Origin of the sequence: Nocardia neocaledoniensis (assembly GCF_029868625.1) — a bacterium.
Taxonomy (GTDB): Bacteria; Actinomycetota; Actinomycetes; order Mycobacteriales; family Mycobacteriaceae; genus Nocardia; species Nocardia neocaledoniensis_A.
On sequence record NZ_JARWOJ010000133.1, the window covers coordinates 19,115 to 42,797 of the forward strand.

The 23,683-nt window shown below is 69.4% G+C and carries 24 protein-coding genes and 1 pseudogene; 11 read left to right on the plus strand and 14 right to left on the minus strand.

All coding sequences use genetic code 11. From position 1 onward, the window contains the following. Window positions 1-2 precede the first annotated feature (2 nt). The 4 genes from QH270_RS09665 to QH270_RS09680 are packed head-to-tail and all read left to right on the plus strand — an operon-like array spanning window position 3 to window position 4,431. Window positions 3-1,259 (plus strand): glycosyltransferase, encoded by a 1,257-nt coding sequence (locus QH270_RS09665; protein ID WP_280340260.1) that lies wholly within the window; start codon window positions 3-5, stop codon window positions 1,257-1,259. Next, complete coding sequence (locus QH270_RS09670; protein ID WP_280340261.1) at window positions 1,256-2,203, plus strand: ATP-binding cassette domain-containing protein; 948 nt, start codon at window positions 1,256-1,258, stop codon at window positions 2,201-2,203. The genes QH270_RS09665 and QH270_RS09670 overlap by 4 nt, the downstream gene beginning before the upstream one ends. Before the next feature lie 21 nt (window positions 2,204-2,224). Then, window positions 2,225-3,046, plus strand: a complete 822-nt coding sequence (locus QH270_RS09675; RefSeq protein WP_280340262.1) for an ABC transporter permease — start codon at window positions 2,225-2,227, stop codon at window positions 3,044-3,046. An 11-nt stretch (window positions 3,047-3,057) separates the two neighbouring features. After that, complete coding sequence (locus QH270_RS09680; RefSeq protein WP_280340263.1) at window positions 3,058-4,431, plus strand: hypothetical protein; 1,374 nt, start codon at window positions 3,058-3,060, stop codon at window positions 4,429-4,431. Between the two features lie 69 nt (window positions 4,432-4,500). On the opposite strand, the gene QH270_RS09685 is transcribed toward QH270_RS09680, so the two are convergent. The 3 genes from QH270_RS09685 to QH270_RS09695 form a co-directional block, all read right to left on the minus strand. After that, the gene (locus QH270_RS09685; RefSeq protein WP_280340264.1) at window positions 4,501-5,406 is read right to left on the minus strand and encodes a CPBP family intramembrane glutamic endopeptidase; all 906 of its coding nucleotides are present in this window, start codon (window positions 5,404-5,406) and stop codon (window positions 4,501-4,503) included. 107 nt (window positions 5,407-5,513) lie between these two features. Further along, window positions 5,514-6,170 carry a response regulator transcription factor gene (locus QH270_RS09690; protein WP_280340265.1) on the minus strand — a complete coding sequence of 219 codons (657 nt, stop codon included), beginning with the start codon at window positions 6,168-6,170 and terminating at the stop codon, window positions 5,514-5,516. After that, entirely contained in the window at window positions 6,167-7,306 is a 1,140-nt protein-coding gene (locus QH270_RS09695) for a sensor histidine kinase (RefSeq protein ID WP_280340266.1), read from the minus strand. The genes QH270_RS09690 and QH270_RS09695 overlap by 4 nt, the downstream gene beginning before the upstream one ends. 160 nt (window positions 7,307-7,466) lie before the next feature. On the opposite strand from QH270_RS09695, the gene QH270_RS09700 reads away from it, so the two are divergent. After that, entirely contained in the window at window positions 7,467-7,931 is a 465-nt protein-coding gene (locus tag QH270_RS09700; RefSeq protein ID WP_280340267.1) for a DUF6326 family protein, read from the plus strand. A 31-nt stretch (window positions 7,932-7,962) separates the two neighbouring features. Here QH270_RS09700 and QH270_RS09705 read toward each other — a convergent pair whose 3' ends face one another. From QH270_RS09705 to QH270_RS09720, 4 genes are all read right to left on the minus strand, one after another. Further along, window positions 7,963-8,829 carry an alpha/beta hydrolase gene (locus QH270_RS09705; RefSeq protein WP_280340268.1) on the minus strand — a complete coding sequence of 289 codons (867 nt, stop codon included), beginning with the start codon at window positions 8,827-8,829 and terminating at the stop codon, window positions 7,963-7,965. 66 nt (window positions 8,830-8,895) lie between these two features. Next, a complete protein-coding gene (locus QH270_RS09710; protein WP_280340269.1) occupies window positions 8,896-9,642 on the minus strand; it encodes a helix-turn-helix transcriptional regulator in 747 nt (248 codons plus the stop codon). A gap of 36 nt (window positions 9,643-9,678) precedes the next feature. Then, complete coding sequence (locus tag QH270_RS09715; protein ID WP_280340270.1) at window positions 9,679-10,902, minus strand: MFS transporter; 1,224 nt, start codon at window positions 10,900-10,902, stop codon at window positions 9,679-9,681. A gap of 6 nt (window positions 10,903-10,908) precedes the next feature. Further along, window positions 10,909-12,234, minus strand: coding sequence for an FAD-dependent oxidoreductase (locus QH270_RS09720; protein ID WP_280340272.1), 1,326 nt, complete (start codon window positions 12,232-12,234; stop codon window positions 10,909-10,911). Between the two features lie 100 nt (window positions 12,235-12,334). Between QH270_RS09720 and QH270_RS09725 the strand changes: the two genes are divergently transcribed. Further along, complete coding sequence (locus QH270_RS09725) at window positions 12,335-13,255, plus strand: helix-turn-helix domain-containing GNAT family N-acetyltransferase (protein WP_280340273.1); 921 nt, start codon at window positions 12,335-12,337, stop codon at window positions 13,253-13,255. On the opposite strand, the gene QH270_RS09730 is transcribed toward QH270_RS09725, so the two are convergent. The 7 genes from QH270_RS09730 to QH270_RS09760 all read right to left on the minus strand — a co-directional run bounded on the left by QH270_RS09730 (window position 13,213) and on the right by QH270_RS09760 (window position 18,748). After that, window positions 13,213-13,731, minus strand: a complete 519-nt coding sequence (locus QH270_RS09730) for a MerR family transcriptional regulator (RefSeq protein ID WP_280340275.1) — start codon at window positions 13,729-13,731, stop codon at window positions 13,213-13,215. The two genes, QH270_RS09725 and QH270_RS09730, sit on opposite strands and share 43 nt — an antisense overlap. After that, a complete protein-coding gene (locus tag QH270_RS09735; RefSeq protein ID WP_280340277.1) occupies window positions 13,728-14,075 on the minus strand; it encodes a hypothetical protein in 348 nt (115 codons plus the stop codon). The genes QH270_RS09730 and QH270_RS09735 overlap by 4 nt, the downstream gene beginning before the upstream one ends. A gap of 123 nt (window positions 14,076-14,198) precedes the next feature. Next, the gene (locus QH270_RS09740; RefSeq protein WP_280340278.1) at window positions 14,199-14,609 is read right to left on the minus strand and encodes an arsenate reductase ArsC; all 411 of its coding nucleotides are present in this window, start codon (window positions 14,607-14,609) and stop codon (window positions 14,199-14,201) included. A 35-nt stretch (window positions 14,610-14,644) separates the two neighbouring features. Then, window positions 14,645-15,316: an arsenate reductase ArsC gene (locus QH270_RS09745; RefSeq protein ID WP_280340280.1), complete on the minus strand. Its 672-nt coding sequence runs from the start codon at window positions 15,314-15,316 to the stop codon at window positions 14,645-14,647. Between the two features lie 70 nt (window positions 15,317-15,386). After that, the gene (gene arsB / locus QH270_RS09750; RefSeq protein ID WP_280340281.1) at window positions 15,387-16,499 is read right to left on the minus strand and encodes an ACR3 family arsenite efflux transporter; all 1,113 of its coding nucleotides are present in this window, start codon (window positions 16,497-16,499) and stop codon (window positions 15,387-15,389) included. Continuing rightward, window positions 16,496-16,864 (minus strand): ArsR/SmtB family transcription factor, encoded by a 369-nt coding sequence (locus tag QH270_RS09755; RefSeq protein ID WP_280340282.1) that lies wholly within the window; start codon window positions 16,862-16,864, stop codon window positions 16,496-16,498. The genes arsB and QH270_RS09755 overlap by 4 nt, the downstream gene beginning before the upstream one ends. 87 nt (window positions 16,865-16,951) lie before the next feature. Then, window positions 16,952-18,748, minus strand: a complete 1,797-nt coding sequence (locus QH270_RS09760; protein WP_280340284.1) for a lipase family protein — start codon at window positions 18,746-18,748, stop codon at window positions 16,952-16,954. A gap of 354 nt (window positions 18,749-19,102) precedes the next feature. Between QH270_RS09760 and QH270_RS09765 the strand changes: the two genes are divergently transcribed. From QH270_RS09765 to QH270_RS09785, 5 genes and pseudogenes are all read left to right on the plus strand, one after another. Then, the gene (locus QH270_RS09765; protein ID WP_280340285.1) at window positions 19,103-19,558 is read left to right on the plus strand and encodes a hypothetical protein; all 456 of its coding nucleotides are present in this window, start codon (window positions 19,103-19,105) and stop codon (window positions 19,556-19,558) included. A gap of 157 nt (window positions 19,559-19,715) precedes the next feature. Then, window positions 19,716-22,640, plus strand: coding sequence for an AAA domain-containing protein (locus QH270_RS09770; protein WP_280340287.1), 2,925 nt, complete (start codon window positions 19,716-19,718; stop codon window positions 22,638-22,640). Window positions 22,641-22,709: 69 nt separating this feature from the next. Then, window positions 22,710-22,961, plus strand: a pseudogene (locus QH270_RS09775) (ATP-binding domain-containing protein); the annotation flags it as partial. 17 nt (window positions 22,962-22,978) lie between these two features. Next, window positions 22,979-23,341 carry a VOC family protein gene (locus QH270_RS09780; RefSeq protein ID WP_280340289.1) on the plus strand — a complete coding sequence of 121 codons (363 nt, stop codon included), beginning with the start codon at window positions 22,979-22,981 and terminating at the stop codon, window positions 23,339-23,341. A 141-nt stretch (window positions 23,342-23,482) separates the two neighbouring features. Then, window positions 23,483-23,668, plus strand: coding sequence for a DUF6119 family protein (locus QH270_RS09785; protein WP_280340290.1), 186 nt, complete (start codon window positions 23,483-23,485; stop codon window positions 23,666-23,668). Window positions 23,669-23,683 lie beyond the last annotated feature (15 nt).

The window sequence follows — 23,683 nt, forward strand, 5'->3', positions numbered from 1 at the left end:
CGATGCGAGCACTGTTGGCTTTCACCGGCAGCCGGGGCGACGCACAGCCCGGTATCCTGCTGGCGCGCGCCCTGCGCGCCCGCGGGCACGAGGTGACCCTCGCGCTCGCGCAGAACCTCGTCGACTTCGCGACCGAGCGCGGGGTACCCGCCGTTCCGTTCGGCCGGGACAGCGCCGAGCTGCTGCGCGCCCAGCGCGGAGACCCTCGACTCGGTTCCCACAATCCGTGGTCACGCGCGCGGGCCGTGCTCGACCTGCAGCGGCGCGGGGTGCCGGAGATGGTCGCCGACCTGCGCGAACTCGTGGCCGGTCACGATGTGATGGTGGCAGGTATGGCGGGCGAGGAGGCCGCCGCGGCGGTGGCGCGCGAGACGGGGCGGCCGTTCGCGGCGATGCATTTCTTCCCCATTCAGGCCAACACGGTCGTCCCGGTCGTTCCGGCGCGGTGGGCGGAGCGGGTCCCTGGCGTCGTGCACCGCTGGGGGTGGTCGGCGCTGGCCCGCGCGCGGGCCGCCGCGCTGGCCCCGGTGCTGACGCCGGGCGAACCACCCGTCCGAGTGCGCATCCAGGCGTACGACCCCGCGCTGTTCCCCGGCCTGCGCGACGAGCTGCCCGGACCGTTCACCGGATTTCCGGTCGACGCCGACGGTTTCCTCGCCGCGGCGCCGACCGATCCCACCTCCGGTGGCGATGCCACGACGGCGGTCCACCGGTGGCTGGCCGCCGGTTCCGCACCCGTCTACGTGGGGTTCGGCTCGATGGATGTCGGCGATCCCGTCGAGTTCGTCGCCATGCTGCGGGAGGTCTGCGTGCGCCGCGGCAGCAGGCTCCTGCTGGCCTCGGGGTGGGCCGCCATCGCACCCCACATGGACGCCGACCTGGCCGTGGTGGGCCAGGTCGGCCCCGCCCCCGGGTTGGCGCAGTGCGTCGCCGCGGTGCATCACGGCGGCGCGGGCACCACCGCCGCCGCATTGAGAGCCGGTGTGCCGCAGGTGATCTGCGCGGTTCAGGCCGACCAGCCCTACTGGGGACAGGCACTGCGGCGACGTGGACTGGCGGCGACCACCCCGGCCCGCACACTCACCGCCGCGCGGCTCGCCTCGCTGCTCGACCGCGTCACGACCCCCGAGGTGCGCCGCCGGAGCACCGACTACGCCACGACCTTCACCACCGACGGTGTCGAGCGCGCCGCCGACGCTGTCGCGGCACTGGCTCCGCTCGTGCCCGAATTCATCGACGCCGCAGGGAGAATGCCATGAACCCCGACATCGCCATCCGGATCACCGGACTCGGCAAATCCTACGGCGACTTCACGGCCGTGGACGCGGTCGACCTCACCGTCGCGGCGGGCACCGTCTTCGCCCTGCTCGGCCCGAACGGCGCAGGCAAGACCACCACGGTGCGGATGCTGGCCACCCTGCTGCGTCCCGATCGCGGCAGCGCCGAGATCTTCGGCTACGACATCGTGCGGGAGGCCACCGCGGTGCGCTCGATGATCGGGCTCACCGGCCAGTACGCCTCCGTCGACGAAACCCTCACCGCCGGGGAGAATCTGCGCCTGTTCGGCCGACTGCTCGGGCTCTCCCGCCGCGAGGCCGCCGCGCGCAGCATCGAACTGCTCGCGGAGTTCGAACTGAGCGCGGTCACCGATCGCCCGGTCGGCCGGTTCTCCGGTGGCATGCGGCGGCGGCTCGATCTGGCCGCGACGCTGATCACCGATCCCCCGCTGATCTTCCTCGACGAGCCGACCACCGGCCTGGACCCGCACACCCGCGACCGCATGTGGGGCATAATCCGCAAGCTCGTCGCCCGCGGTGCGACGGTTCTGCTCACGACCCAGTACCTCGAGGAAGCCGACGCCCTGGCCGACCGGATCGCGGTGATCGACCGCGGCACCGTCGTCGCCGAGGGCACCGCCGCCGAACTCAAGTCCGCGATCGGTGAGCAGGTGCTGCGGCTGGAACTCGCCGACGTGGCCCAGTCCGCGCACGCCGAGGCCATCGTCGCCGGTCTCACCGGCGAGGTGCCCGAGGGCTCGTCCGCCGGGGTGCTGACCGTCGCGCTCGCCGACGCGGGCACCGCCGCCGACATCGTCGCGGCCTGCCGCGGCGCCGGCATCACCCTGCGTGGCTTCGCCGTCGACCGACCCGACCTGAACGAGGTGTTCCTCGCTCTCACCGGCACGGCGCGCGCCGCCGCCTGATCACGGAAGCCGAGGACCACCATGACCGTCACCATCGTCGGGCGCACCGCGCCGCCGATCGAGCGCCGTCCCCGCGTCACCCACGTCAGCCTGCGCGCCTCGCTGACCCAGTCGCTGCTCATGGCGTGGCGCGGCCTGCTCACCTTCCGCCACAGTCCGCAGCTGCTCTACGACGCCCTGCTGCTGCCCATCGTCGGGCCGTTGCTGTTCGGCAGCATCTTCGGCACGGCCATCGCGGGCAGCACGCAGGCGTATCTGCCGATTCTCGTCCCTGGCGTGCTGGTGCAGATCGTGCTCACCTCCTCCGTCGCGACGGGGGTCCAGCTGTCCGAGGACATCCGGTCCGGCGTGTTCGACCGCTTCGTCGCCATGCCCATCGCCCGCTCCGCACCGGTCGCCGGAGCGCTGCTGGCCGGGGCGACGCGGTATGTCATCGCCGCGACCACGGTGGTGCTCGTCGGCTTCGCCATGGGCTACCGGCCGGCCCACCCGGTGAGTTTCCTCGCCGGCGCCGCGCTGGTGGTGGTGGCGACCACCGCGATCAGCTGGTTGTTCGCGTTCATCGGGGTCACCGTCTCGCGGCCCGCCGCTGTGCAGGGCCTGTCGATGCTCGTGTTGACGTTCCTCAGCTTCGCCTCGAACGCCCTGGTGCCCGAGGCGTCGATGCCCACCTGGCTCGGCCACGTCTCCGACTACAACCCGGTGTCGTACCTGGTGTCGGCAGTGCGCACGCTCGCCGAGGAAGGGACGGTCGGTGCCGACGCGGGCTGGTCGATCGTAGCTTCGCTCGTCGTCGTCGCCGTGTTCGCGCCCCTGACCGTTCGTACTCTGCGCGCTCGTTGAGAGGAGCCACCATGACGCGCACCGCTCCCGCTGTCGCCCCCGTCGCCGCCGTCAACCGGCTCACCGCCGATGACGATCTGTTCCTCAAGTTGCACGGACTCTACGGCAACGCCCTGGTCAATCAGCTGGCCTGGCGGTTCGACGAACCGCTGGACCGTGACCTGCTCGACCGCTTCCACGCCCACCTCGCCCTCGGCTTCCTGGCTCGCCGGGTCCAGCGCACCCGGGTGCCGTTCGCCAGGCCCTATTGGCTTCCGGCTCCGGAATCGCTGCCCCTCGGCTGGGACTCGGAGCCCGTCGCCGACGACGAGATCCTCGACTGGTACTTCGCCCAGAGCCGGGTGGATTTCGACCCCGAGGCCGGCCTGGTGTGGCGATTGTCCGCGGCCCCGACCACGGCGGGCGGAACGCTGGTGTCCCTGGTGACTTCGCATGTCGCCTCCGACGGTGGCGCGGTGCTGTTCGCGGTCGGTGACGCGCTGGCCCGCCTGGACCGCGACGAGACGCCCGACCGCTCGGCGAGCTCCGGTGGCTTGGTGGGCGTCGCACCCCAGAACACGCTGAGCGCCGACCTTTCCGATGCCGGGGCGCAGCTCAGCGCGGTGGCCCGAGGCATCCGCGCGGCCTACTCGGCGCGCGCCGTCACCGAACCCGCACGCACTCCCCGCCCCGCGACCCACCGGCTGCCGCTCCCCGAGCAGTGGGCGCCCGCGGACATCGTCGTGCGGCTCGACCTCGACCAGTGGGACTCCGTCGCGGCAACGCACGCGGGCACCACCAATGGTCTGCTGATCGCGCTCGGTGCCGGCCTGCTCGGCCGCAGTGGCCGCGTCGGCGACGCCGCCGACATCCGCGTCGACATCCCGCACTCGATGCGCACCGCGAACGACCCGCGCGCGAATGCCACCACCGGCCTGCCGATCTCGGTCCGCTACCGCGCAGCCGACCGCGTCGACCTCGGCGCGATCAGGGCGGCGGTCAAGCGCGCGGCGACCGCCTACCGCGACCCGGCGACGACCCCCGCCCTCCAGCACCTGCAACCCCTGCAGATGATCCTGCCCCGGGTCGTCCTGCACCACTTCGCCCGCACCGCCAAGGCCCCGGAGTGCCTGTGCACCAACCTCGGCGAAACAGCCTCGGGGGTAGCCGATCTCGGCGGCCACCGGGCGGCGGAGGTCCTCATGCGCCCGGTCGTCTGCGTCAACGACCCGGCCATGTTCCGCCGAGTGGAAGCCGGCGTGAACCTGTCCTTCTCCACCGACGGCCACACCGTCACCCTCGCCGTCACCGCCGCCGATCCCGACCGCTTCCCCACCCGCGCCGCCCTCCGCACTCTGCTCACCGCCGAATTCGACTCCTGGGGCCTCACACCCCACTACTGGTGATCGACATGGACACCAGACTCCAGCGGTCCGATTCCCGCGTGGACGACGGCACTCGTGCCGCAGGCTTGGTCAGGGCTGCTCGGCTGCTCGCTCTTCGCCGCCGGGATTCGGAAGAGCGTGAGTTCGCTTGGCTCCCTGAACGACTGGTGCCGGGCTCCTGCGCATCAGCCACACCGCCGCGGCGAGCGTCAGTAGCCAGCCGATCACCTCGACAAGAAGATGATCGGTCGCGTCGGGAACGGATTGCAGCAGGTACACCCGGACGCTGTTGATCGCTCCGTGTGCCAGGACGGCCGGCCAGACACTGCCCGATCGCCACCGAAGGGCGAGCAGCAGCGGCGCCCACGGCAGCATGCCCGCGAAATAGATGACGATGTCCCACGGTGGGCGATCGCCGATGACGGCGAGCACCGGAAGGTGCCAGACGATCCAGACCGCGCCGCTGACGAGGGCCAGTGGCCAGAATCCCCAGGACGCCGCGCGGGTCGCCAGCCAGCCGCGCCAGCCGAACTCTTCGCCGATCGCGAAGACCGACTGCATGAGGAAGACCGGAACGACCCATACCGTCGCCGCCGCGATCTCGTCGAGCGGGTTGAGCGGCCAGATCCCCAGGGCCAGTGCGATACCGGTCTGGATCGCGGCGATCGCGGCGATGAGGCCGATGCCGATGGAGGCCCACCCGGGGGCGCCCCGCCACCCGGTGGCGAAGGTCTCCCGGAACGTGCCGGGTCGTCGAGCGAGCCACATGATGATCGCGGCGAGCAGCGGGGTCAGCTGCAGGATCGGAACGATCAGGTTGTCGACATCCGTGGGGACGAGCCGAAAGACCATCGGTACCGACAGCGCGTAGCACAGCACGATGGCGATCGCGAAGAACCACGCTACTTCGGCCGATCCGTGAGAACTGTCGCCCACACGCCCTGCCGTCATCGCTGCCCGCCAGTTCTGGCCGGAGAAGCCCCGCCTTCGCGTCATGCACGGACCGTAGCAACATGTTTCGGTCTCCCGATTCCGGAAAGCCCCGGAGGTTCACCCTGAAAAGTCGCGTACCCGCGGAACGCAGCGACCGGCACGGGAACCCGCTAATCGGCTCGTACGCGCCTGGTGTCGTAGGCCCACATCGCGATCTCGACGCGGTTGCGGGCGCCGAGCTTACTCATCAAGGAAGCGACGTGGCTCTTGACCGTACTCAGGCCGACGAAGAGCTCGGTGGCGATCTCGGCGTTGGTCCGGCCGCGTGCCACCAGCGCGAGCACCTGCTCCTCGCGCTGGGTGAGCGGGTCGATGGGCTGGACAGGTCGCTGCGGCGTCTGGTCGGCGAAGGTGGCCAGCAGCCGGCGGGTCACGTTCGGGGCGATCAGCGCGTCCCCGTCGGCCGCCGCGCGGACGGCCTGCACGAGGAGCTCCGGTCCGGCGTCTTTGAGCAGGAACCCACGGGCGCCGGCGCGCAGCGCGCCGAGGACGTACTCGTCGAGGTCGAAGGTGGTGATCACGACGACCGCCATCGGGTGCGTGACGTCCGGTCCGGCCAGACGCCGCGTCACCTGGACACCGTCGAGGCCGGGCATCCGGATGTCGACGAGGAGGACATCGGGACGCAGCCGGGTCGCCAGGTCGAGCGCCGCGAGCCCGTCGGCCGCCTCTCCCACGACCTCGAGGCCGGGTTGCGCGCCGAGGATCATCACCAGCCCGGTCCGGACCAGGTCCTGGTCGTCGGCGACGACAACACGGATGCTCATACCGGCATCTCCACAGGCAGCGAAGCCTCGACCACCCAGCCGCCGTCGGGACCCGGACCCGCGGCGAGCGATCCGCCGAGGAGCTGGGCGCGTTCGGCCATGCCGAGCAGGCCGAATCCGGGCTCCGGGACCGGCCCCGGCTCGGTCTGTCCGTCGTCGCTGACGCGCAGTGTGACGATGTCACCCTCGTGGCGTACGACGATCCCGACCCGGGTCGCGTTCCTGGCGTGCCGCACGGCGTTGGTCAGCGACTCCTGCGCGAGCCGGTAGAGCGCGGCGTCCACGGGCCGTGCCAGGCGGGGCAACGAACCGTCCAGCGACACCTCGACAGCGGGCGTCGTGCCCGCGCGAGCCAGGGCGGGCAGGTCCGCGACACCCGGCTGCGGCGTGTAGGCGACGGCGTCATCCTCGCGCAGCACCCGCACCATGGATCTCATCTCCGCCAGCGTTCGCGACGCCTCCGACTCGATCGCGGCCAGGATTTCGGCGGCCTTCTCAGGCCGGCTGCCTGCGATCACGCCACCGGCCTGCGCCTGCACCGCGATGGCCGAGACGTGGTGGGCCACGATGTCGTGCAGCTCGCGCGCCAGCGCCACCCGCTCCTGGTTGCGGATCTCGCGCTGTCGGCGATGCCAGAGGTCCGCGCGGTAGCGGAACACCGCCGCGAGGGCGACGAACAACAGCAGGAGGACGCTTCCGCCGAACACGTCGGCCCAGCCCGCGGCGGAGGCGTACATCCCCAGGGCGACGACGACTGTCACGAACGCGATCCCGCAGACGATCTCCCGTCCCGAGCCCCACCGCACCAGGGCGTAGAGCAGGACCAGGACGGCCATCATGGCGTAGAGGCCGAGGTCCCCGGCGTGCGCGGCCAGCTGGACGACCGAGAGCAGCCCGGCGACGGCCCACCCGAGCAGGGCAGCCGTCAGTGGTCGGCTCCGCCGCCAGAGCAGGGCCGGCACCAGCGCCGAGGCGAGCACCACCTCCAGGGGTCGCCAGGCCGAGCCCGGCCTAACGATCCCCTCGACCGAGGCGGCGGCCACGAACACGCCCACCAGCAGCCAGTCGAGCCGACCGAGGGGTGGGGCGCCGGCAGGCCGCGGCTCGTGCCAGAGGGAGCGCCGGACAGTGACCACGGCTTCAGCATAGGGATCGGCACCCCCTTGCCGTACCCGCCGAAAGTACGAGACGGCGATCATCCCATCGGCCAGGTGAACCCGAGCCTCGGGGCCGGTGCGTCCGCCGCCGGGCACAGCGATCGTAGATCTACCGATCCGCACCGCAAGGGAGCCCAACATGCGAACACGACCTCTGGAAGACCAGCCGATGCCGGTGCGAGCCAAGCTCGCCGCCACGTGGACGAGCTTCATGTTCCTCTATGTCTACGTGGACATCCTCAACTTCTTCACGCCCGGCGTCATCGAAGACATCCTCGCCGGCAGGGTCTTCGAATTCGCTCTCTCCCAGACGTTTTCGACCACCGCGCTGACCCTCATGGCCGTCCCGATCCTGATGGTCGTGCTGTCGATCACCTTGCCCGCCAGGGTGAACCGCGTCGCGAACCTCCTCGTGGCTGCGCTCTACATCCCCGTCACGGCCTTCAACGCGCTCGGGGCGTCCTGGTTGTACTTCTACGGCCTCGGCATCGTCTTGGAGGTCGTCCTCCTCGCCCTCATCCTGCGGTACGCCTGGACCTGGCCCAGCACCGCGCCGGCGGCTTCCCCGAACCGGGAAACCGTTCGCGCACAGCCGCGTGCGTGAACCCGGGCGCAGCCCTACCTCGACACCGCCGCTACTCCGCCGCGGTGTCGGGCCGCTCGCCGCGCAGCGTCCGGTCGATCCAGGCGATGACCTCGGCCAGGATCGCCGGCCCCTCGGGTTCATCCTCCACCCCGTGGTAGACGCCCGGGCAGGTCCGCAGCGTCGCCGACGGCACGAGGTCGACCACCCGGCGGCTGGCGGCGAGCGGATTGATCAGATCGGCGTCTCCGTGCACCACGAGCAGTGGTACCGCGACACGAGTGGCGGCCGACGCCACGCGATCCATCTGGGCCAGGACGTCGATCGCGAAACGCGCGGTCGCTCGCCCATGGATCAAGGGATCGGCGTACCGTTCGGCGACGACGGCGGGGTCGCGATTGACACGCTCGAACCGCAGCCCGTTCGGCAAGCTCAGGGTGCCGACAGCGCGGCCGAGGCTCCTGACCACGGCCACCTTGACCCGCTGATTGCGCAGCTCCGAGTCGAAAGCGGGTCCGGTCACCACCACCGCGGCCAGCTCGGTGCGCGGCCGGTCCGCCGCGTAGAGGAACGCGTAGAGCCCGCCCAGGCTGTGGCCGTACAGCACCACCGGTGCGCCGCCTGTCCGCGCACGCTCGTGTGCGATGAGATGGTCCACGGCCCGCGCCGTCGACTGGTATCGGACGTCGCCGCGGCGTCCTTCGGATCGCCCGAACCCTTCGTAGTCCAGGGCGAGCACGGAGAAACCGGCCGCGGTGAACATCCGGGCCGTGCTGTCGTAGCGGGCGGCGTGCTCGCCGAGACCGTGCATGATGACGACGCTGGCCCTCGGGTGCCCGCTCGGGGCCCAGTGGACCGAGCTGAGCCGGGGGCCGCCGCCGTCCGGTGTGAAGGAGTCGAGGTGGGGTGAGGTGGTCACGAGCAGTTCCTTTCCGGTCTGCTCCAGCCTCGCCGCTGTCCCGCTGTCCCGGATTGGACCAACCTGCTAGATCGGCGAGATCTCCCACCGGATCGTGCTGAACGCGGTCGGCGGGCCGCCGAAGGTTCGGCGACATGTCCTCGTGAGGTGGGAGCTGTCGGTGAAACCCGCCAGATGCGCTGCCTCGGTGAGCGACTCGCCCTGCGCGACCGCCGCGGTCGCCCGCAGCAGCCGGAGCCATCTGACATACGCCCGAAAGGTGATGCCGAGGTCCTGGGCGAAGAGATGGGACAGCCTGCTCTCCGACAGATGAACCGCCGCGGCGAGGTCGCGCAGCCGGACGGGTCGTGAGTCCAGCTCGGCCTGCAAGCGCGTGCACGCGGCGGCGACTGCCGGATGCAGCGAAGCATGCGCGGTGGGTGCCGGAAAGCGCAGGCGCCCTTCCTCATACGCGGTGTGGCCCTTGGTCATGGCCTGTCCGGCGTGATGCCAGGCGCCGGCGTTGGACGGATCGTCGACCAGCGCGAGCAGCTCGGCACCCAGGCGGGACCGGGGCTCGACGTGTGCGACGACGCCCCAGGCGCCCGCGGCCCGGAACGCGTGCGGCTGACCGGCGGGCACGATCGCCGCGTTCGTCCGTCGCCGACGGCCCTGGAGATCCTCGATGACGAAGGTCCCCTGATGGGCGACGGCCACCTGCACAGAGTGGTGAGCATGCCGCGGCAGACTTCCCAGCGGCCCCTCGATCTCGAGCACCCCCGGCCGCAGACGCCCGGTGCCGGACCACCGCGAGATCACCGGTTGTTCCTGCATCGGCTGAAATATACGTGACACCGCGGCATCCGCCACCTACCCATCAGCAGGTCTCGGGTCGCGCGGAGAGGTCGCCAGCGCGAACACGGCCGACACCGCGGCGATCGCGGCCAAGAGGAGATAGGTGCGGGCGTAGCTGCCGGTCCAGGTGGCCAGCACGGTTCCCGCCCACGGGGCCAGGGCCGTCACGATGACGATCGGCGCCCACATGAGGCCGGTGAGCCGACCGTAATGGGTGGCACCCCACCGATCGGTGACGGCCGTCGCCTTGACCAGGGTCATGATCCCGCGGATCAGGCCGGCGCCCATCGACACCGTGATCAGCGCGAACGCCGTTGTCGCCCCGCCGAGTAGCGCTGTCGCCACGGCCGTCGCGGCGAAGGTGCCGACGATGCGGGTGCGGGTGCCGGTGTGGGTGACCAGCGGCAGGTAGCCGATCCGGCCGAGCACCTGTCCCACTCCGCCCAGACCGAGGGTCACCGCCGCGAAGGCGGGCGAGAATCCGCGTTCGATCAGCAAAGGCACCAGGTTGAACACCGCGGCGACCGCGGCGAAGGCACCCAGGCTCAGCGAGATGATCAACGCGAGAAAGGCAGGGCTGCGGACGATTCCGCGGTGATCCGCTTCGACGGCGGTGGCGGGTGCAGGAGCGGGGGGCCATGGCCCGGCGAGCCCGAACACGTGCCCCGGCACCGTGACGATCGCGAGGACTGCCGCCAGCACGAGATAGGCCGCCCGCCAATCGGTGTGGCGCGCCAGTTCGGCGGTCACGGGCGCGAAGACGGTACTGGCCAGGCCACCGGCCAGTGTCAAGATCATCAGCGCCTTGACGTGGCCGGTCCCGTACCAGCGGGTCAGGGCCGCGAACGCGGGCGGATACAACACCGCGCCCATCGCGACTCCCGCCGCGAGCCACCCGAGGTAGAACACCGGCGCGTTCGGTGCCAGCGCGACCATGATCAGGGCGGGCACCGCCAGTACCGATCCCCCGGTCATCACCGCGCGCGGACCGACCCGGTCCAGAACGCGCCCCACGGGAATACCGGTGAGCGCGGCGGCGAGCTGGCTCAGCGAGAACGCCCCGGCGATCGCGGACGGTGACCATCCGGTATCGGTCGCGATCGAGACCGAGAGCACGGGGAAGGCGTAATAGAGGATGCCCCAGCTCGTGATCTCGGTCAGGCACAGCGTGATCAGGACCCGGCGCCGCAGACCGGCGGCCTCAGCCGTCGCGGTCCACGGCGCCGTTGCCGTCGACATGGATCGTCAGCGGACGAGCGAAGGCGCGCTCAGCGTCAGCACTTCCGGTGCGGGCGCGCAGCAGCCGCCCGAGCTCGCCGCGCCCTCGGGGTCATCGAAAACGCCTGCGCCACCGCACACCCCGCTTTCCGGGAGCCTGAGTTCGACTCGGGCGGCGGATTCGTGGTCGCCGGCGAGTTCGGCGGCGACGGAGCGAACCTGTTCGTAGCCGGTCATCGCCAGGAAGGTCGGTGCGCGACCGTAGCTCTTCATGCCCGCCAGGTAGAGGCCCGGTTCCGGGTGGGACAGTTCGGCGGCGCCGTGCGGGTAGACGGTCCCACAGGAGTGCACGTTCGGGTCGATCAGGGGCGCGAGCCGGATCGGGGCCTGCAGGACCGGGTCGAGCTCCAGGCGCACCTCCGAGAGCCACGACAGCTCGGGCCGGAAACCCGTCAACGCGATGACGTTGTCGATGTCGCCGAGCCGCCGCCCGTCGTCGGCGATCAGGCCGACCCGCCCGTCGGCGTCGGATTCGATGGCCGCGGTGCGGAATCCCGTCACGACGTCGAGCAGCCCGTCCTCGACGGCCTTCTTCGCCCGCGAGCCGAGGGCGCCGCGGGCGGGCAACTCGTCGGCCTCGCCGCCGCCGAAGGTGGCATCGGTCTGTCCGCGACGCAGGATCCAGGTCAGCCGGGTGCCCGGCTCGCCGGCGAGTTGAGCGAGCGCGACGATCGCGGTCAGCGCCGAGTGCCCGCTGCCCGCGATCACGGTGTGCTTGCCCTGGTAACGCTCACGTTCGGTGTCGACGTCGGGCACCCGGTAGGTCACCGCGTCGCTGACGCGTTCGCCGAGTGCGGGAAGGCCCTCTCCCCCGAGCGGATTCGGCGAGCCCCAGGTGCCCGAGGCATCGATGACCGCGCGGGCGGCGATCCGCTCCTCGGTGCCATCGCCCCGGCGCACGTGCACCGAGAACGGCTCGGTGTCGCGTCCCGCGTCGACGACACGGTCACGGCCGCGGCGGGCGAGGCCGATGACCTCGGTGTCGTAGCGGACCGTGTCACCGAGGGCCGCGGCCAGGGGGACCAGGTAGTGGTGGGCCCAGTCCTGTCCGGTCGGGTAGTCCTCGTCGGCCGGGGCGGTCCAGGCGGTGGCCGCGAGCAGTCGACGTGCGGCGGGGGCGATGAGCTCGGCCCACCGGGAGAACAACCGCACGTGATTCCATTGCGCGACCGCGGCACCCGCTTGCGATCCGCGCTCGAACACGACCACGTCCACATCACGTTCACGCAGCTCGGCAGCGGCGGCCAGGCCCACCGGGCCGGCTCCGACCACGACAACAGGCAGATCAGTCATCAGACGCTCCATTCATCGACACCCATCGATTTATCGCCTCGAACTCTATCGAGTGACATCGATGAATGCAACCATCGATCATCGTCGATATACTGCGTTCATGACGTCACTGGACATGCCCGTCGTGCGCGCGGACACCACGCCACGCACCGACACCGTCTCGATCGACGACGCCACCATCTACGCCGAGTGGTTCGCCTGCCTCGCCGATCCGACCCGGGTGCGCCTGCTGCACCTGGTCGCGACCCACCCGTCCGGGATCAAGGTGGGCGAGTTGACCGACACGCTCGGGATCAGCCAGGCCACGGTGTCACACCACGTCAAGAAGCTGGCCGAGGTCGGATTCGTCAGGGTGCACAAGGCCGGGACATCGACCGTCGTCACCGTCAACCCCGCCTGCTGCACGGGCTTGCCCCATGCGGCCGACGCGGTGATGGGTGTGCTCGCGGCGCGTCCCTGCTGCCCGGTCGACCTCCCGGCCGACGTCGCCGTGCGCGCGCTGACCGCCGACGACTGGAGCGATGTCCGCCGCATCTATCGCGAGGGAATCGCCACCGGCAACGCCACATTCGCCACCGAAGTCCCGACCGAGGCCCACCTCGACGCCACCTGGCTACCCGGCCATCGTTGGGTAGCCGAGATCGACGGCGTCGTCGTCGGCTGGGCGGCGCTGTCGCCGGTCTCGGCACGCGAGTGCTACGACGGGGTCGCCGAGACCTCGGTGTATGTGGCTGAGCGGGCTCGCGGACGTGGCGTCGGGAAGGCTCTGCTACACCGGCAGGTCATCGCCGCCGACTCGGACGGGCTGTGGACACTACAGAACTCGATCTTCCCCGAGAACCGGGCGAGCATCGCCCTGCACCATGCGGCCGGCTTCCGCACCGTGGGTGTTCGCGAACGCATCGCCGTGCTCGGCGGCGTCTGGCGCGACACCGTTCTCCTCGAACGGCGTTCGGCTGTCGACAATTCGGAGGGCGTTCAGCGGGGCAGCCGGCCGCCCGGGTCATGCGCCACGTGCTGATCACAAGACGCCACGGGCGAGGACACTTCGATCGCCTGAGGTGAGCCGGCGGTGACGGTACGGTCCGTGGGTTCGAACGGCACCGGGCACGTCGGGCTCTCGCCGCACGTCAGCAGATCGTCACAACCTGCGGCCACGGCGGCTCGCAGGGTGTCGCGGATCGCGGTCAGCTCGGCCAGTTCGGTGTCGATCTCGGCTAGTTTCTTCGTGGCACGGGCCTGCAATCCGGCCTCGGCTCGTCGGCGGCCGCGGTGGGTGGCCGCCAGGAGTTCGGCGATCTCGTCGAGGGTGAACCCGAGGCGTTGGGCGGCCTTGATCACGCGCAGCACGGTCACCGCCTGCTCGGGATAGAGCCGTTGCCCGCCGAGTGTGCGCTCGGGTTCGGCCAGCAGGCCGCGACGCTCGTAGTAGCGCAGTGTCTGCGTGTTCACACCCGCGGCCGCGGCTACTTCGCTGGTGCGCAGCCTCGCGCTCATCGCTGATCCGCACCGATCGCGGCAGCGACCCGGCCCGCGAACGCGTCGAGCACCGTGACATAGGTGGCCGGAACATCGACGGTCATCACCGTCCCGGCATCGGCGGTGTCGAAGCCGAAGGTGAAGAACGAGCAGCAACTCCTCTCCCGAGCGGCGAGGTCCCGGCCCGCCTCTTCGGCGCCCTCGACCACATGGAGGGTGAGCCGGGTCGGCGCGGGCCTGTCGATCTGACGCACCGATTCGGCGAAGAATCGGTCGAACTCGGCCACCCGGATCGGTTGCTCGACGGTGGGTAGCGTGCACGCGTCCGGCACCCAGTCGGACGGTGTCGGCGAAATCGTCATGAATCCACGGTAACCCTGTACCCGGGTACCGGATGCAAGCCTTCGCACCGACAATTCGGGGGCTTGGAAACAGGTAGCGCCTCGGGTGTGCGGGGGCGAGGCACTGCGGGTTCGAACCCTCGATCAGACGTCGGCAGGCAGCAGCTCGGCGATCAGTTCCTCGACACGTTTGCGGATCTCGTCGCGGATCGGGCGCACCGCTTCCACACCCTTGCCCGCGGGATCCTCGAGGGCCCAGTCCCGGTAGACCACGCCGGGGAAGTATGGGCAGGCGTCGCCGCAGCCCATGGTGATCACCACAGTGGAGGTCTCCACGGCGTCGGGGGTGAGGATCTTCGGCTTCTGATCGGTGATGTCGATGCCGACCTCCGACATCGCCTCGACCGCGGCCGGATTGATCGTCGCGGCCGGAGCACTCCCCGCGGAACGGACCTCGATCCGGTCACCGGCCAGCTCGCCGAGGAAGCCCGCGGCCATCTGGGAACGGCCCGCATTGTGGACGCAGACGAACAACACGCTGGGTGTGGTGGACATGGGGTGCAATGCCTTTCGGTGGGCGGCGGAGTGGATCAGGTGGTGGGGATGTCGAGTTCGGCCAGCAGGTGGCGGACTCGGGTTTCGATGTCGTCGCGGATCGACCGGACAGCGGCGACATCGTGGCCCGCGGGATCGTCGAGTCGCCATTCCTCGTACCGCCGCCCCGGATACAGCGGGCACGCGTCGCCGCATCCCATCGTGATGATCACGTCGGCGGCCCGCAGGATCTCCTCGGTCCACGGCTTGGGGAACTCGCCGGTGATATCGATGCCGACCTCGGCCATCGCGGCCACCGCGGCTGGATTGATCTCATCGCCCGGCTCTGAACCACCCGACCACGCCACCGCGTTGTCCCCGGCCAGGTGGGTGAAGAAGCCCAACGCCATCTGCGAGCGACCGGCATTGTGGGTGCACAGGAACAGCACCGTGGGCTTGCCGGTGTGCGCCTTGCCCTCGACACGAGCGAGCGCGTGCAGACGCTGGCGAGCGAAGCGCTCCGCCAGCAGCGGCAAGAAGTTCACCACGGTGGCACGACCGGCGAACTGATCGTAGGAAGAGTGCAGGAATCGTTCGATCGTCTCCAACCCGAACACGGTCTCGAACTCACGGTGCAGCCGCGTCGCTGCCGTTTTCAGCGCGTGCTGCTGGTCCAGGGTGAGGTCGTGGCGCAGGTGGTGTGCGTGCACGAGCGGGCTGTCGGTCATGACGTCGTCCCTCTGATCGGGTATCTCGTGGGTGGTCGGCACCGTCTGAACGCCGCTGCCGGAAAGGGTGTTACGACGTCGAGTCCGGCGCGACCGCCGCGGCGGTGACGTTCGACGAGTCGTCGGAGAAGCGTTTCCGCAGCGCGAGCGAGACGTAGACCAGCGCCACCAGTACGGGCACTTCGATGAGTGGACCGACGACACCGGCGAGCGCTTCCCCGGAGGACGCGCCGTAGGTGGCGATGGCGACGGCGATCGCCAGCTCGAAATTATTGCCCGCGGCGGTGAATGCCAAGGTGGTCGTCCGCGCGTAGCCCAGGCCCATGACGGCGCCCAACAGGTAACCGCCACCCCACATCAGGGCGAAGTACGCCAGCAGTGGCAGCGCGATCCGGACCACGTCCAGCGGCTGGGAGGTGATCTGCTTGCCCTGCAGGGCGAACAGGATGACGATCGTGAACAGCAGCCCGTACAGCGCCCACGGGCCGATCCTGGGCAGGAACGACGACTCGTACCAGTCCCGGCCCTTGGCCCGCTCCCCCAGGCGCCGGGTCAGGTAGCCCGCGACCAGCGGAATACCCAGGAAGATCAGCACCGATTTCGCGATCTCCCACGGTGAGGTGTCGATGTGGGCTTGCTCCAGCCCCAGCCAGCCCGGCAGCACCGAGAGGTAGAACCAGCCGAGCACGGCGAACATGAACACCTGGAACACCGAGTTCAGCGCGACCAGCACGGCGGCGGCCTCACGATCGCCGCAGGCCAGGTCGTTCCAGATGATGACCATCGCGATGCAGCGCGCCAGCCCGACGATGATCAGCCCCGTTCGATACTCGGGCAGGTCGGGCAGGAAGATCCAGGCCAGCGCGAACATCAGCGCCGGGCCCAGGATCCAGTTCAGCGCCAAGGACGCGGCCATGAGTTTGCGGTCGCCGGTGACGGTGTCGAGGCGGTCGTAGCGCACCTTGGCCAGCACCGGGTACATCATGATCAGCAGCCCGACGGCGATGGGCAGCGAGATGCCGTCGATCTCGACCGCGCCCAGCGCGTCACCCAGGCCGGGAATCAGCCGACCCAGCAAAAGGCCGGCGACCATCGCGACGCCGATCCACACGGGCAGGAACCGATCCAGCGTCGAGAGCTTGCCGACCACCGGGGTCGGCGCGGAGGTGGTCGTCGCGCTCACGCGCCCACCGCCGCGGCCCCGTCGATCAGCACTGTCGACAGTCGCGCCAACGCCTGCGGCACCACCCGGTAGTAGACCCAGGAGGCCCGGCGCTCACTGGTGAGCAGCCCCGCTTCCCGCAGCACCTTCAAGTGATGCGAGATCGTGGGCTGGCTGACCTCGACCCCGTCGGAGATGTCACACACGCACGCCTCGCCACTGGCCCGGCTGGCGACCAAGCTCAGCAACCGCAGCCGCACCGGGTCCGACAACGCCTTGAACACCGCCGCGAGCTCGGCGGCGTCACCCGGTGTCAAGGGTTCGCGCACGAGCGGCTCGGTGGCGCACGTCGCGCTCGCCGTCAACTGCAGCCCCGACTTAGACATAGCTCGATATTGACGCATATCTATGTCACTTGGCAAGCAAACATCCGGTGAACACAATCGGTGTTCACCGACGACCCACTGAACGGCTCACTCCACGCCGCAGGTCGGGGTCGGGGGGAGGCCGTTCCAGCGGTCGAGGGTCCACTGCACGAGCTGCGGGGTGAGGGGTGAGTCGGCGGCGACGAGGCTCATGTGACTCAGACCGGGGAAAGTGCGGTAATCGATCGGCAGGCCCGCCGCGCAGCGCGCGTCGACCCATGCTTGCTGCAGTTCGGGCTTGACGAGGGGGTCCGACAGTCCCTGGGCGACCAGAACCGGCGCGGGAAAGGGACCGACGGGCGTCTGCTCCTTCAGGCGGGCGCCGAATTCACCGTCGAGCAGCCGGTCCGGAAAGAGCTGGTTCGGGATCTGGGAGCCGTGCAGCAGCGCGGGCAACGCGTCTTTGCCGTTGAAACACAGGTCCTCGATCTTGCCGACCCCGTGCCGCGAACCCGGTGTGAGTTGTTCGGCGAGGCGCAGCTCGGGGTAGAGGCGATTCCACGTGGCCGCGATATAGGCGGAGACGGTTTTGCCTCCGATCTCGGTCTTGTCGACCTCCGCGAGTCCGAAAAGGTCGGCGGCGGGAGCGAAGGCGGCGACACCCTTGACGCGGAATTCGGGGGCGTAGGTCGCGGCGAGCTGTCCCGTCCACAGCGCGGCCTGGCCACCCTGCGAGTGGCCCCAGACCACGGTGTCGGCGGTGGTGGATATCTCGTCGAACTCCCGGGCGGCTCGCGAGGCGTCGAGCACATTGCGCGCTTCGGCCGCCCCGACCAGGTACGGATGCGTTCCCTGCGTGCCGAGGCCGATGTAGTCCGAGGTCACCGCGACCCAGCCGTGCTGAGTCACCATCTCCCGCAGCGCGGTTCCGGCGCCGTCGTCGAACGGTGCGGGGGCGAGGGAAGGGGCGCATTTCGGTGCGATGCCGGTGGTTCCGTGGGCCACGGTCAGCAGCGGATACGGGTCGGGCGACGGATTCTCCGGTGCGAGGATCGTGCCGCTCGACACGGCCGCCCCGCCGTCGGGATGCGTTGTCGTGTACAGAATTCGCCACCCCCGAGCGCCATCGGGAACGCCCTCGTCGATGGGTTCGGACCGCAGCAGCCTGCCGGGTTCGGCGGGAACGTTCGCGGGCGCGGTGTAGAAGGGCCCCGGTTCGGGGAGCGGCACGCCCGACAGCACCCGCACGCTGCCGTAGGCGAGCAGCACAGCGAGCACCAGTGCCGCCGCGGCGGCGACCGTACGCGGCCACCCGCGCCGCTGCCGGACCCCGTGCCGCGCGCAACGTTCGATCAGCGTGGTGAACAGCAGGTGCAGTCCGAGGAAGACGAACCACGCCGCGACCCCGAAACGGAACACCACCAGGGTGAGGACCGGCCAGGCGAACACCACGACACCCACGGTGATGCTCGCGAGCGCGGTGAGCGCGGCGCTGATCCGCCGATCTGCCCGCGCGTCCCCGCCCACGACCACCTGCCACACGCCGAACAACCCGTACACGATGAGCGCCGCACCGATGAGGAAGGCGAGACCCGGTGCCCCGGCACTCGGCCAGATCGCCATCGCCACACCGAGCAACACGAGCACGCCGCCGAGCACCCGCGCGGGCAACCCCACGCGCCCGTCCCCATGGGGAAACAGCGCGACGACAACCCCCACCAGCGCGAACCCGATGCCGGTGACAAGCGCGACGGTCTGCACCCGCATCGGCGCGAGGAACAGCAGCGCCCCGACCGCGACAGCCACGATCCCGACCGCGAGACGCGACGGCGTCGAGGCACGCAGCGCCCAGTCCCGTCTCGACGCGCCGGGCACTGCTCCCTGATCCGACGAATCGTCGCTCAACACAGACCCTTCCGCCGCCGATGACCCTGTCGGCGCAGAATATCCCCCTGTCAGGACGGATCGTGATCGCCGAGCCGAAGGCAGCCGGCAGAATTCCGGATGGTGCTGCCGCGACCACGCGGGACACGCCTGGGCCGTATGCGGACGGGACTGCTGCAGGATCCGGTGACAGATATGGTGGTCAGCCACATGACGATCTATGGCGACAAGCCGCATCTCATTTGCAGGTTGCATTTACCACCGGGGCCCGCAGCACAACCTCCGGCATGATGTCCTGGTGGACAAGCTCCTGGTGCTGATCAACGGACTTCCAGGGTCGGGCAAGACACACTGGGCCGGTCGCTCGCCCCGGCATTGAACGCCCAGTTCCTATCGAAGGACGCCATCAAGGAAGCCCTGGCGACCTGCATCGAGAACCCCATCGATATTTCCGCACCGGGCGGGATCGCGATGGACACGGTATGGGCCCTCGCATGCGCAATTCCTGCGACCGTGGTGATCGACTCGTGGTGGTTCAAGCCACGCGATCTGGCCTGGGCCAAGGCCGGAATCGAGACAGCGAGTGCCGACCGTATCGCGGAAGTCTGGTGCGAAGTCCCCGTCCATGTCGCCAGAGACCGCTACAAGAACCGGCAACGGGACGCCCTGTACAAGGACACGCAACGCCTGGCCAGCGACTGGGACACATGGGCCGAGCACGCCTCACCTCTGGGACTCGCCCCCACCGTCCTCGTCGACACAACCCGACCCGTCAACTGCGCCGATCTCGCCCAATACATCGAGCACGCAGCCACCCCTCCGCAAAAGTGACAACTACACAGTCGGTGTCACGAGTGCCATGGCTCGAACACGGAGATAGCGCCCGTTCCGGGGACGTCCACTAGGATTGCCAACTGCTGAGACCGAGTCGAGGGCGGGGGCGGAGATGGCGTCAGACGCGAGGCGGGCGGATATTGTCAACTTTTGGTTGACGACGGAGATGTTCAACCCGCAGAAGGTCGACAAGGTGGACCATGAGCGTCTGGTCTTTGCCGTCGAGCACGGTCGACCGCTGCCCTGGGAACCGGCGCACGAACTCGCCGACCGGCGGCTCAAACCCCACCAGGCGTGGCAGCACATCGTCTACTTGGGCGTCTACCAGCTCGACAAAGCCACCGATCTGTTGGCGACGGTGTTCGAGCCCGATCCTGACAGTTTCGACGAGCGCCCGACCGGTGACAGTGCGATCGCTGCGTTCGCGGTCGCCGAAGATGGTCGTGCCGTTGATGATTCAGAAGTACTGTCCAGCTGTGCGTGGGCCGTGGCGAAGGTTCTGCGAGCCGGGCCGGACCACGATTGGGTGGCCGACTTCCAGGATTCCTCGATGGACTTCAGCCGCGAGTGGCGGGACTTCGTCACCGCGGCGGAGCCCTCGTCGCCACCGGAGACCGAAGCACCACAACCGACCCGGCGCGTCCTCGACGTCGACGGTCTCCTCACGTGCCTGAGCTCGGCGGTCGCTACGACCGGCATCGGCTCGGAGCTGCCCCACACCGAGATTCGCATCCACAGCAAGATCGTTTCTCGTCGAACCGCAGGACGGGCCGCTGAGACCGACTTCCTCAACAGCTTCATCATGGGCGATCTCCGGCTGGTCGCCGAGCAGACCGCCAAGGCGAACATCGGTACCGCGTTGGCCGACTACCTTCGCCCCGATGCGGAGATCCACACCGGCGCCCGAACCGACGTGCGCAAGGAACTGGGCACGGTACTGGCGCTCGCAGCGCCGGATCGAGTTCCCGGCGGACGGTGGCTCAGCGATCCCGAACACGCGCTCGCACTCAACCAACAACTGGCGGTCAACGCCGCGCTCGGTATTCCGGGCGCCGGGGTCGTCGGCGTCAACGGGCCGCCCGGAACGGGCAAGACGACCATGCTGCGCGACCTCGTCGCCGAGATCGTTACGGACCGGGCTCGCCGGCTGGCGGCCCTCTCCGCCCCGATGGACGCCTTCACGCAGCCGGAAACACGGTGGAAGACAGGGCAGTACACGCGTGTAGTCCGCGCGTGGCGACCGCAGCTGACCGGATTTGAAATCGTCGTCGCGTCGGCCAACAACGGTGCGGTGGAGAACGTTACCGACGAGATACCGGCCGCCGACGCGATCGCCGACGCCTGGCGCGACCATGCCACGGAGGCAGACTATTTCGCCGACATCGCCTCCGCATTGCTCATGCCCAAGGACGCGCCGCCACCGCCGCTCACTGACCCGCAGGCCGGATGGGCGCTGGTGGCCGCACGGCTGGGCAACAAGGAGAATCGCTCCCGCTTCGCCGACATGTTCTGGTACCACAAGCCCGACGAGGCCGACGCCGCCAACGACTGGCGGGGCCTGCTGCACAGGCTCAAGGAATTCGAGCAGTCCGGCCCCGAACGTCCCTGGTCGGAGGAGACCGCCGAGTTCGGCGCGGCTCTCGCGCGGGTGGAGGCGCTGCGAGACGCGCGGTTGACCGCGTACCGAGACATCGACCGAAAGGCGCGGCTGACCGCCGAATCGATCGAATCGGCGAACGCGTGCACAGCGGCCGTTCGGCGAATCGAGACCGCGCGAGAGCAGCGCGCCACCGCGATCCAGACGATCAGCCGGCACGAGATCGAGGCCGAACGCCTCGCACGAATAGGCCACGCCGAGCAGGAGCGCGCGGCCCGCGCACGTCGCGACACCGCCGAACGCACCTTGGCCGACCATCAGGCCGAGGTGCACCGGATCAAGGAGGGTCGCTGGGCCACCGCTGAACGAGCAGTTCGCTCATGGGAGGCCGAGCTCGGTCGACGCTGGCAGACCCGGGCCGAACATCAGGCGCGCCGCCCAGGCCAGTGGCAGCGCCTGCGGACTCTCGGTGCTGCCGGACGCAGCTGGGAACGCCAAGATAGTTGGCTCGCCGCCGAAATCAGCCAGGCAGGCGAAGAACTGGAGGCAGCCCAGGCCCGGTTGGGCGAGATTCAGGCCGAGGTGGACAGGGCGACACACGCCGTCGAGATCACCAGTGCCGAGCTGGCGGCGGCGCAACGCTTCCTCGAGGGCGGGGCACCCCGAACGCGCATCACCTACGAGCCACTGATCACCGCGCAGCGGCACCTCGCCGCTGTCGAGGAGGAACTCGCTGCCGCGTTGCGCGCTGAAGCCAGGCACGCATCAGCCCGGGAAACCTGCGAGCGCGAGCTCGAGGCGACCGTCCGACAGCTCGACGAATCGGCCGCCTCGTTGGGGAAAAACTTCCCCGACAGCACGTGGTGGCAGGAACGGGAGCGGCGCGAACACACCGCGCTGTGGACCGACCCGGAATGGAACCGAGCCCGCAGCGAACTGTTTCTCGCCGCGTTGACACTGCACCGAACGTTCTTGCAGCACACCGCATCAACGATGCGCCGTAACCTGCAGGCGGCGGTGGACCTGCTCTCCGGGGCCGCGCCTCGAACCATCCCGCAGGAGGCGGCCCAGGCAGCGTGGCAGAGCCTGTTCCTCGTGGTGCCCGTGGTGTCGACGACGTTCGCGTCCTATGGGCGCCTTTTCAGTCATCTGGGTCGGGAAGCGCTGGGTTGGCTCCTCATCGACGAGGCCGGACAGGCCACCCCGCAGAGCGCAGTCGGCGCGCTCTGGCGCACACAGCGGGCTGTCGTCGTCGGCGATCCGCTACAGCTCGAGCCGATCACCAGCCTGCCCTACAGCGCCGAACAGGGCATCCGCAACGAGCTCGGTGTCGACGAGCAGTGGTCGCCGAGCCGCACGTCGGTTCAGCGTCTTGCCGATCGGCTCACCGCATTGGGCACCGAACTTCCCGACGTCGACGGGACAACCTGGGTCGGCGTACCGCTGTCGGTACAACGCTCGCCGGACTGGACTTCGACATGACCGAGGTGATGGTAGTCGGACCGTTCCGCGACATCGCCCCGCCAACTCCGCACCCGCGCACGAAAGTACCCGGGCCTGGTAGCAGGCACTATTCACACAGCCCAGGGTAAACAAGCCGATGTGGTCATCCTCGTGCTCGGCAGCGACCCGGACAAACCCGGGGCCCGAGGGTGGGCAGCCGCCAAGCCGAACCTGCTCAACGTCGCGGTGAGTCGAGCCAAGCGCCGCCTCTACGTCATCGGCAACCACAAGGCATGGGGGACCCAGCGATACTTCGGGACGTTGGCGAGGCAACTGCCCCGGCACGCAGCCGGCGAATGACTACTGAGGAGTGGACCATGCCGATCGCCACGGTGCGAGGCGTAACTCTGGACTGCGCTGACCCACGGGCTCTTGCCCGGTTCTACCAAGATCTGACAGGCATGCAGGTCGCCTATGACGCTGATGAGTACGTCGCTCTGAGTGATGGTTCGGGTTGTGAGCTGGGCTTTCAACGGGTCGATGGATTCCGAGCCTCGCGGTGGCCCGGGCAGGACGCGCCGCAGCAGGTGCACCTGGACCTCAGGGTCGCCGACCTCGACGACGCTGAGAAGTTGGCGGTGGGGTTCGATGCGGTCCGGCCGGACCACCAGCCGGGCGGCGACCGGTGGCGGGTGCTGCTGGATCCGGCCGGTCACCCGTTCTGCGTGGTCGTCGACTGATAGCCGACAACTCGGGCTGCCATATCAGGCCGACCGAAACACCCAGGCCGACAACGATGGTGCTTGCGCCGGTCACTTGGACGTCGTTCACGTGGTCGCCGCGTGTGCGTCGAGCGCTGCGAGTGCATAGCGCCGCCGCTGATGGCGTGGTACCTGCTGCGCGACATCGGCGGCATAACCATCGTCGTCGCCATCCTTCTCAACGATGGCGACGACATCACCATCGACTCCATGTTCCCGTTCTCGTTGCTATCACTGCACCAGTCGATGATCACGCTGCGCGGAATGGGCGTAAGCGTGCGAGTGGTCAGCCTCGAGCGCGCCTGAAGACCACTGTGCAGA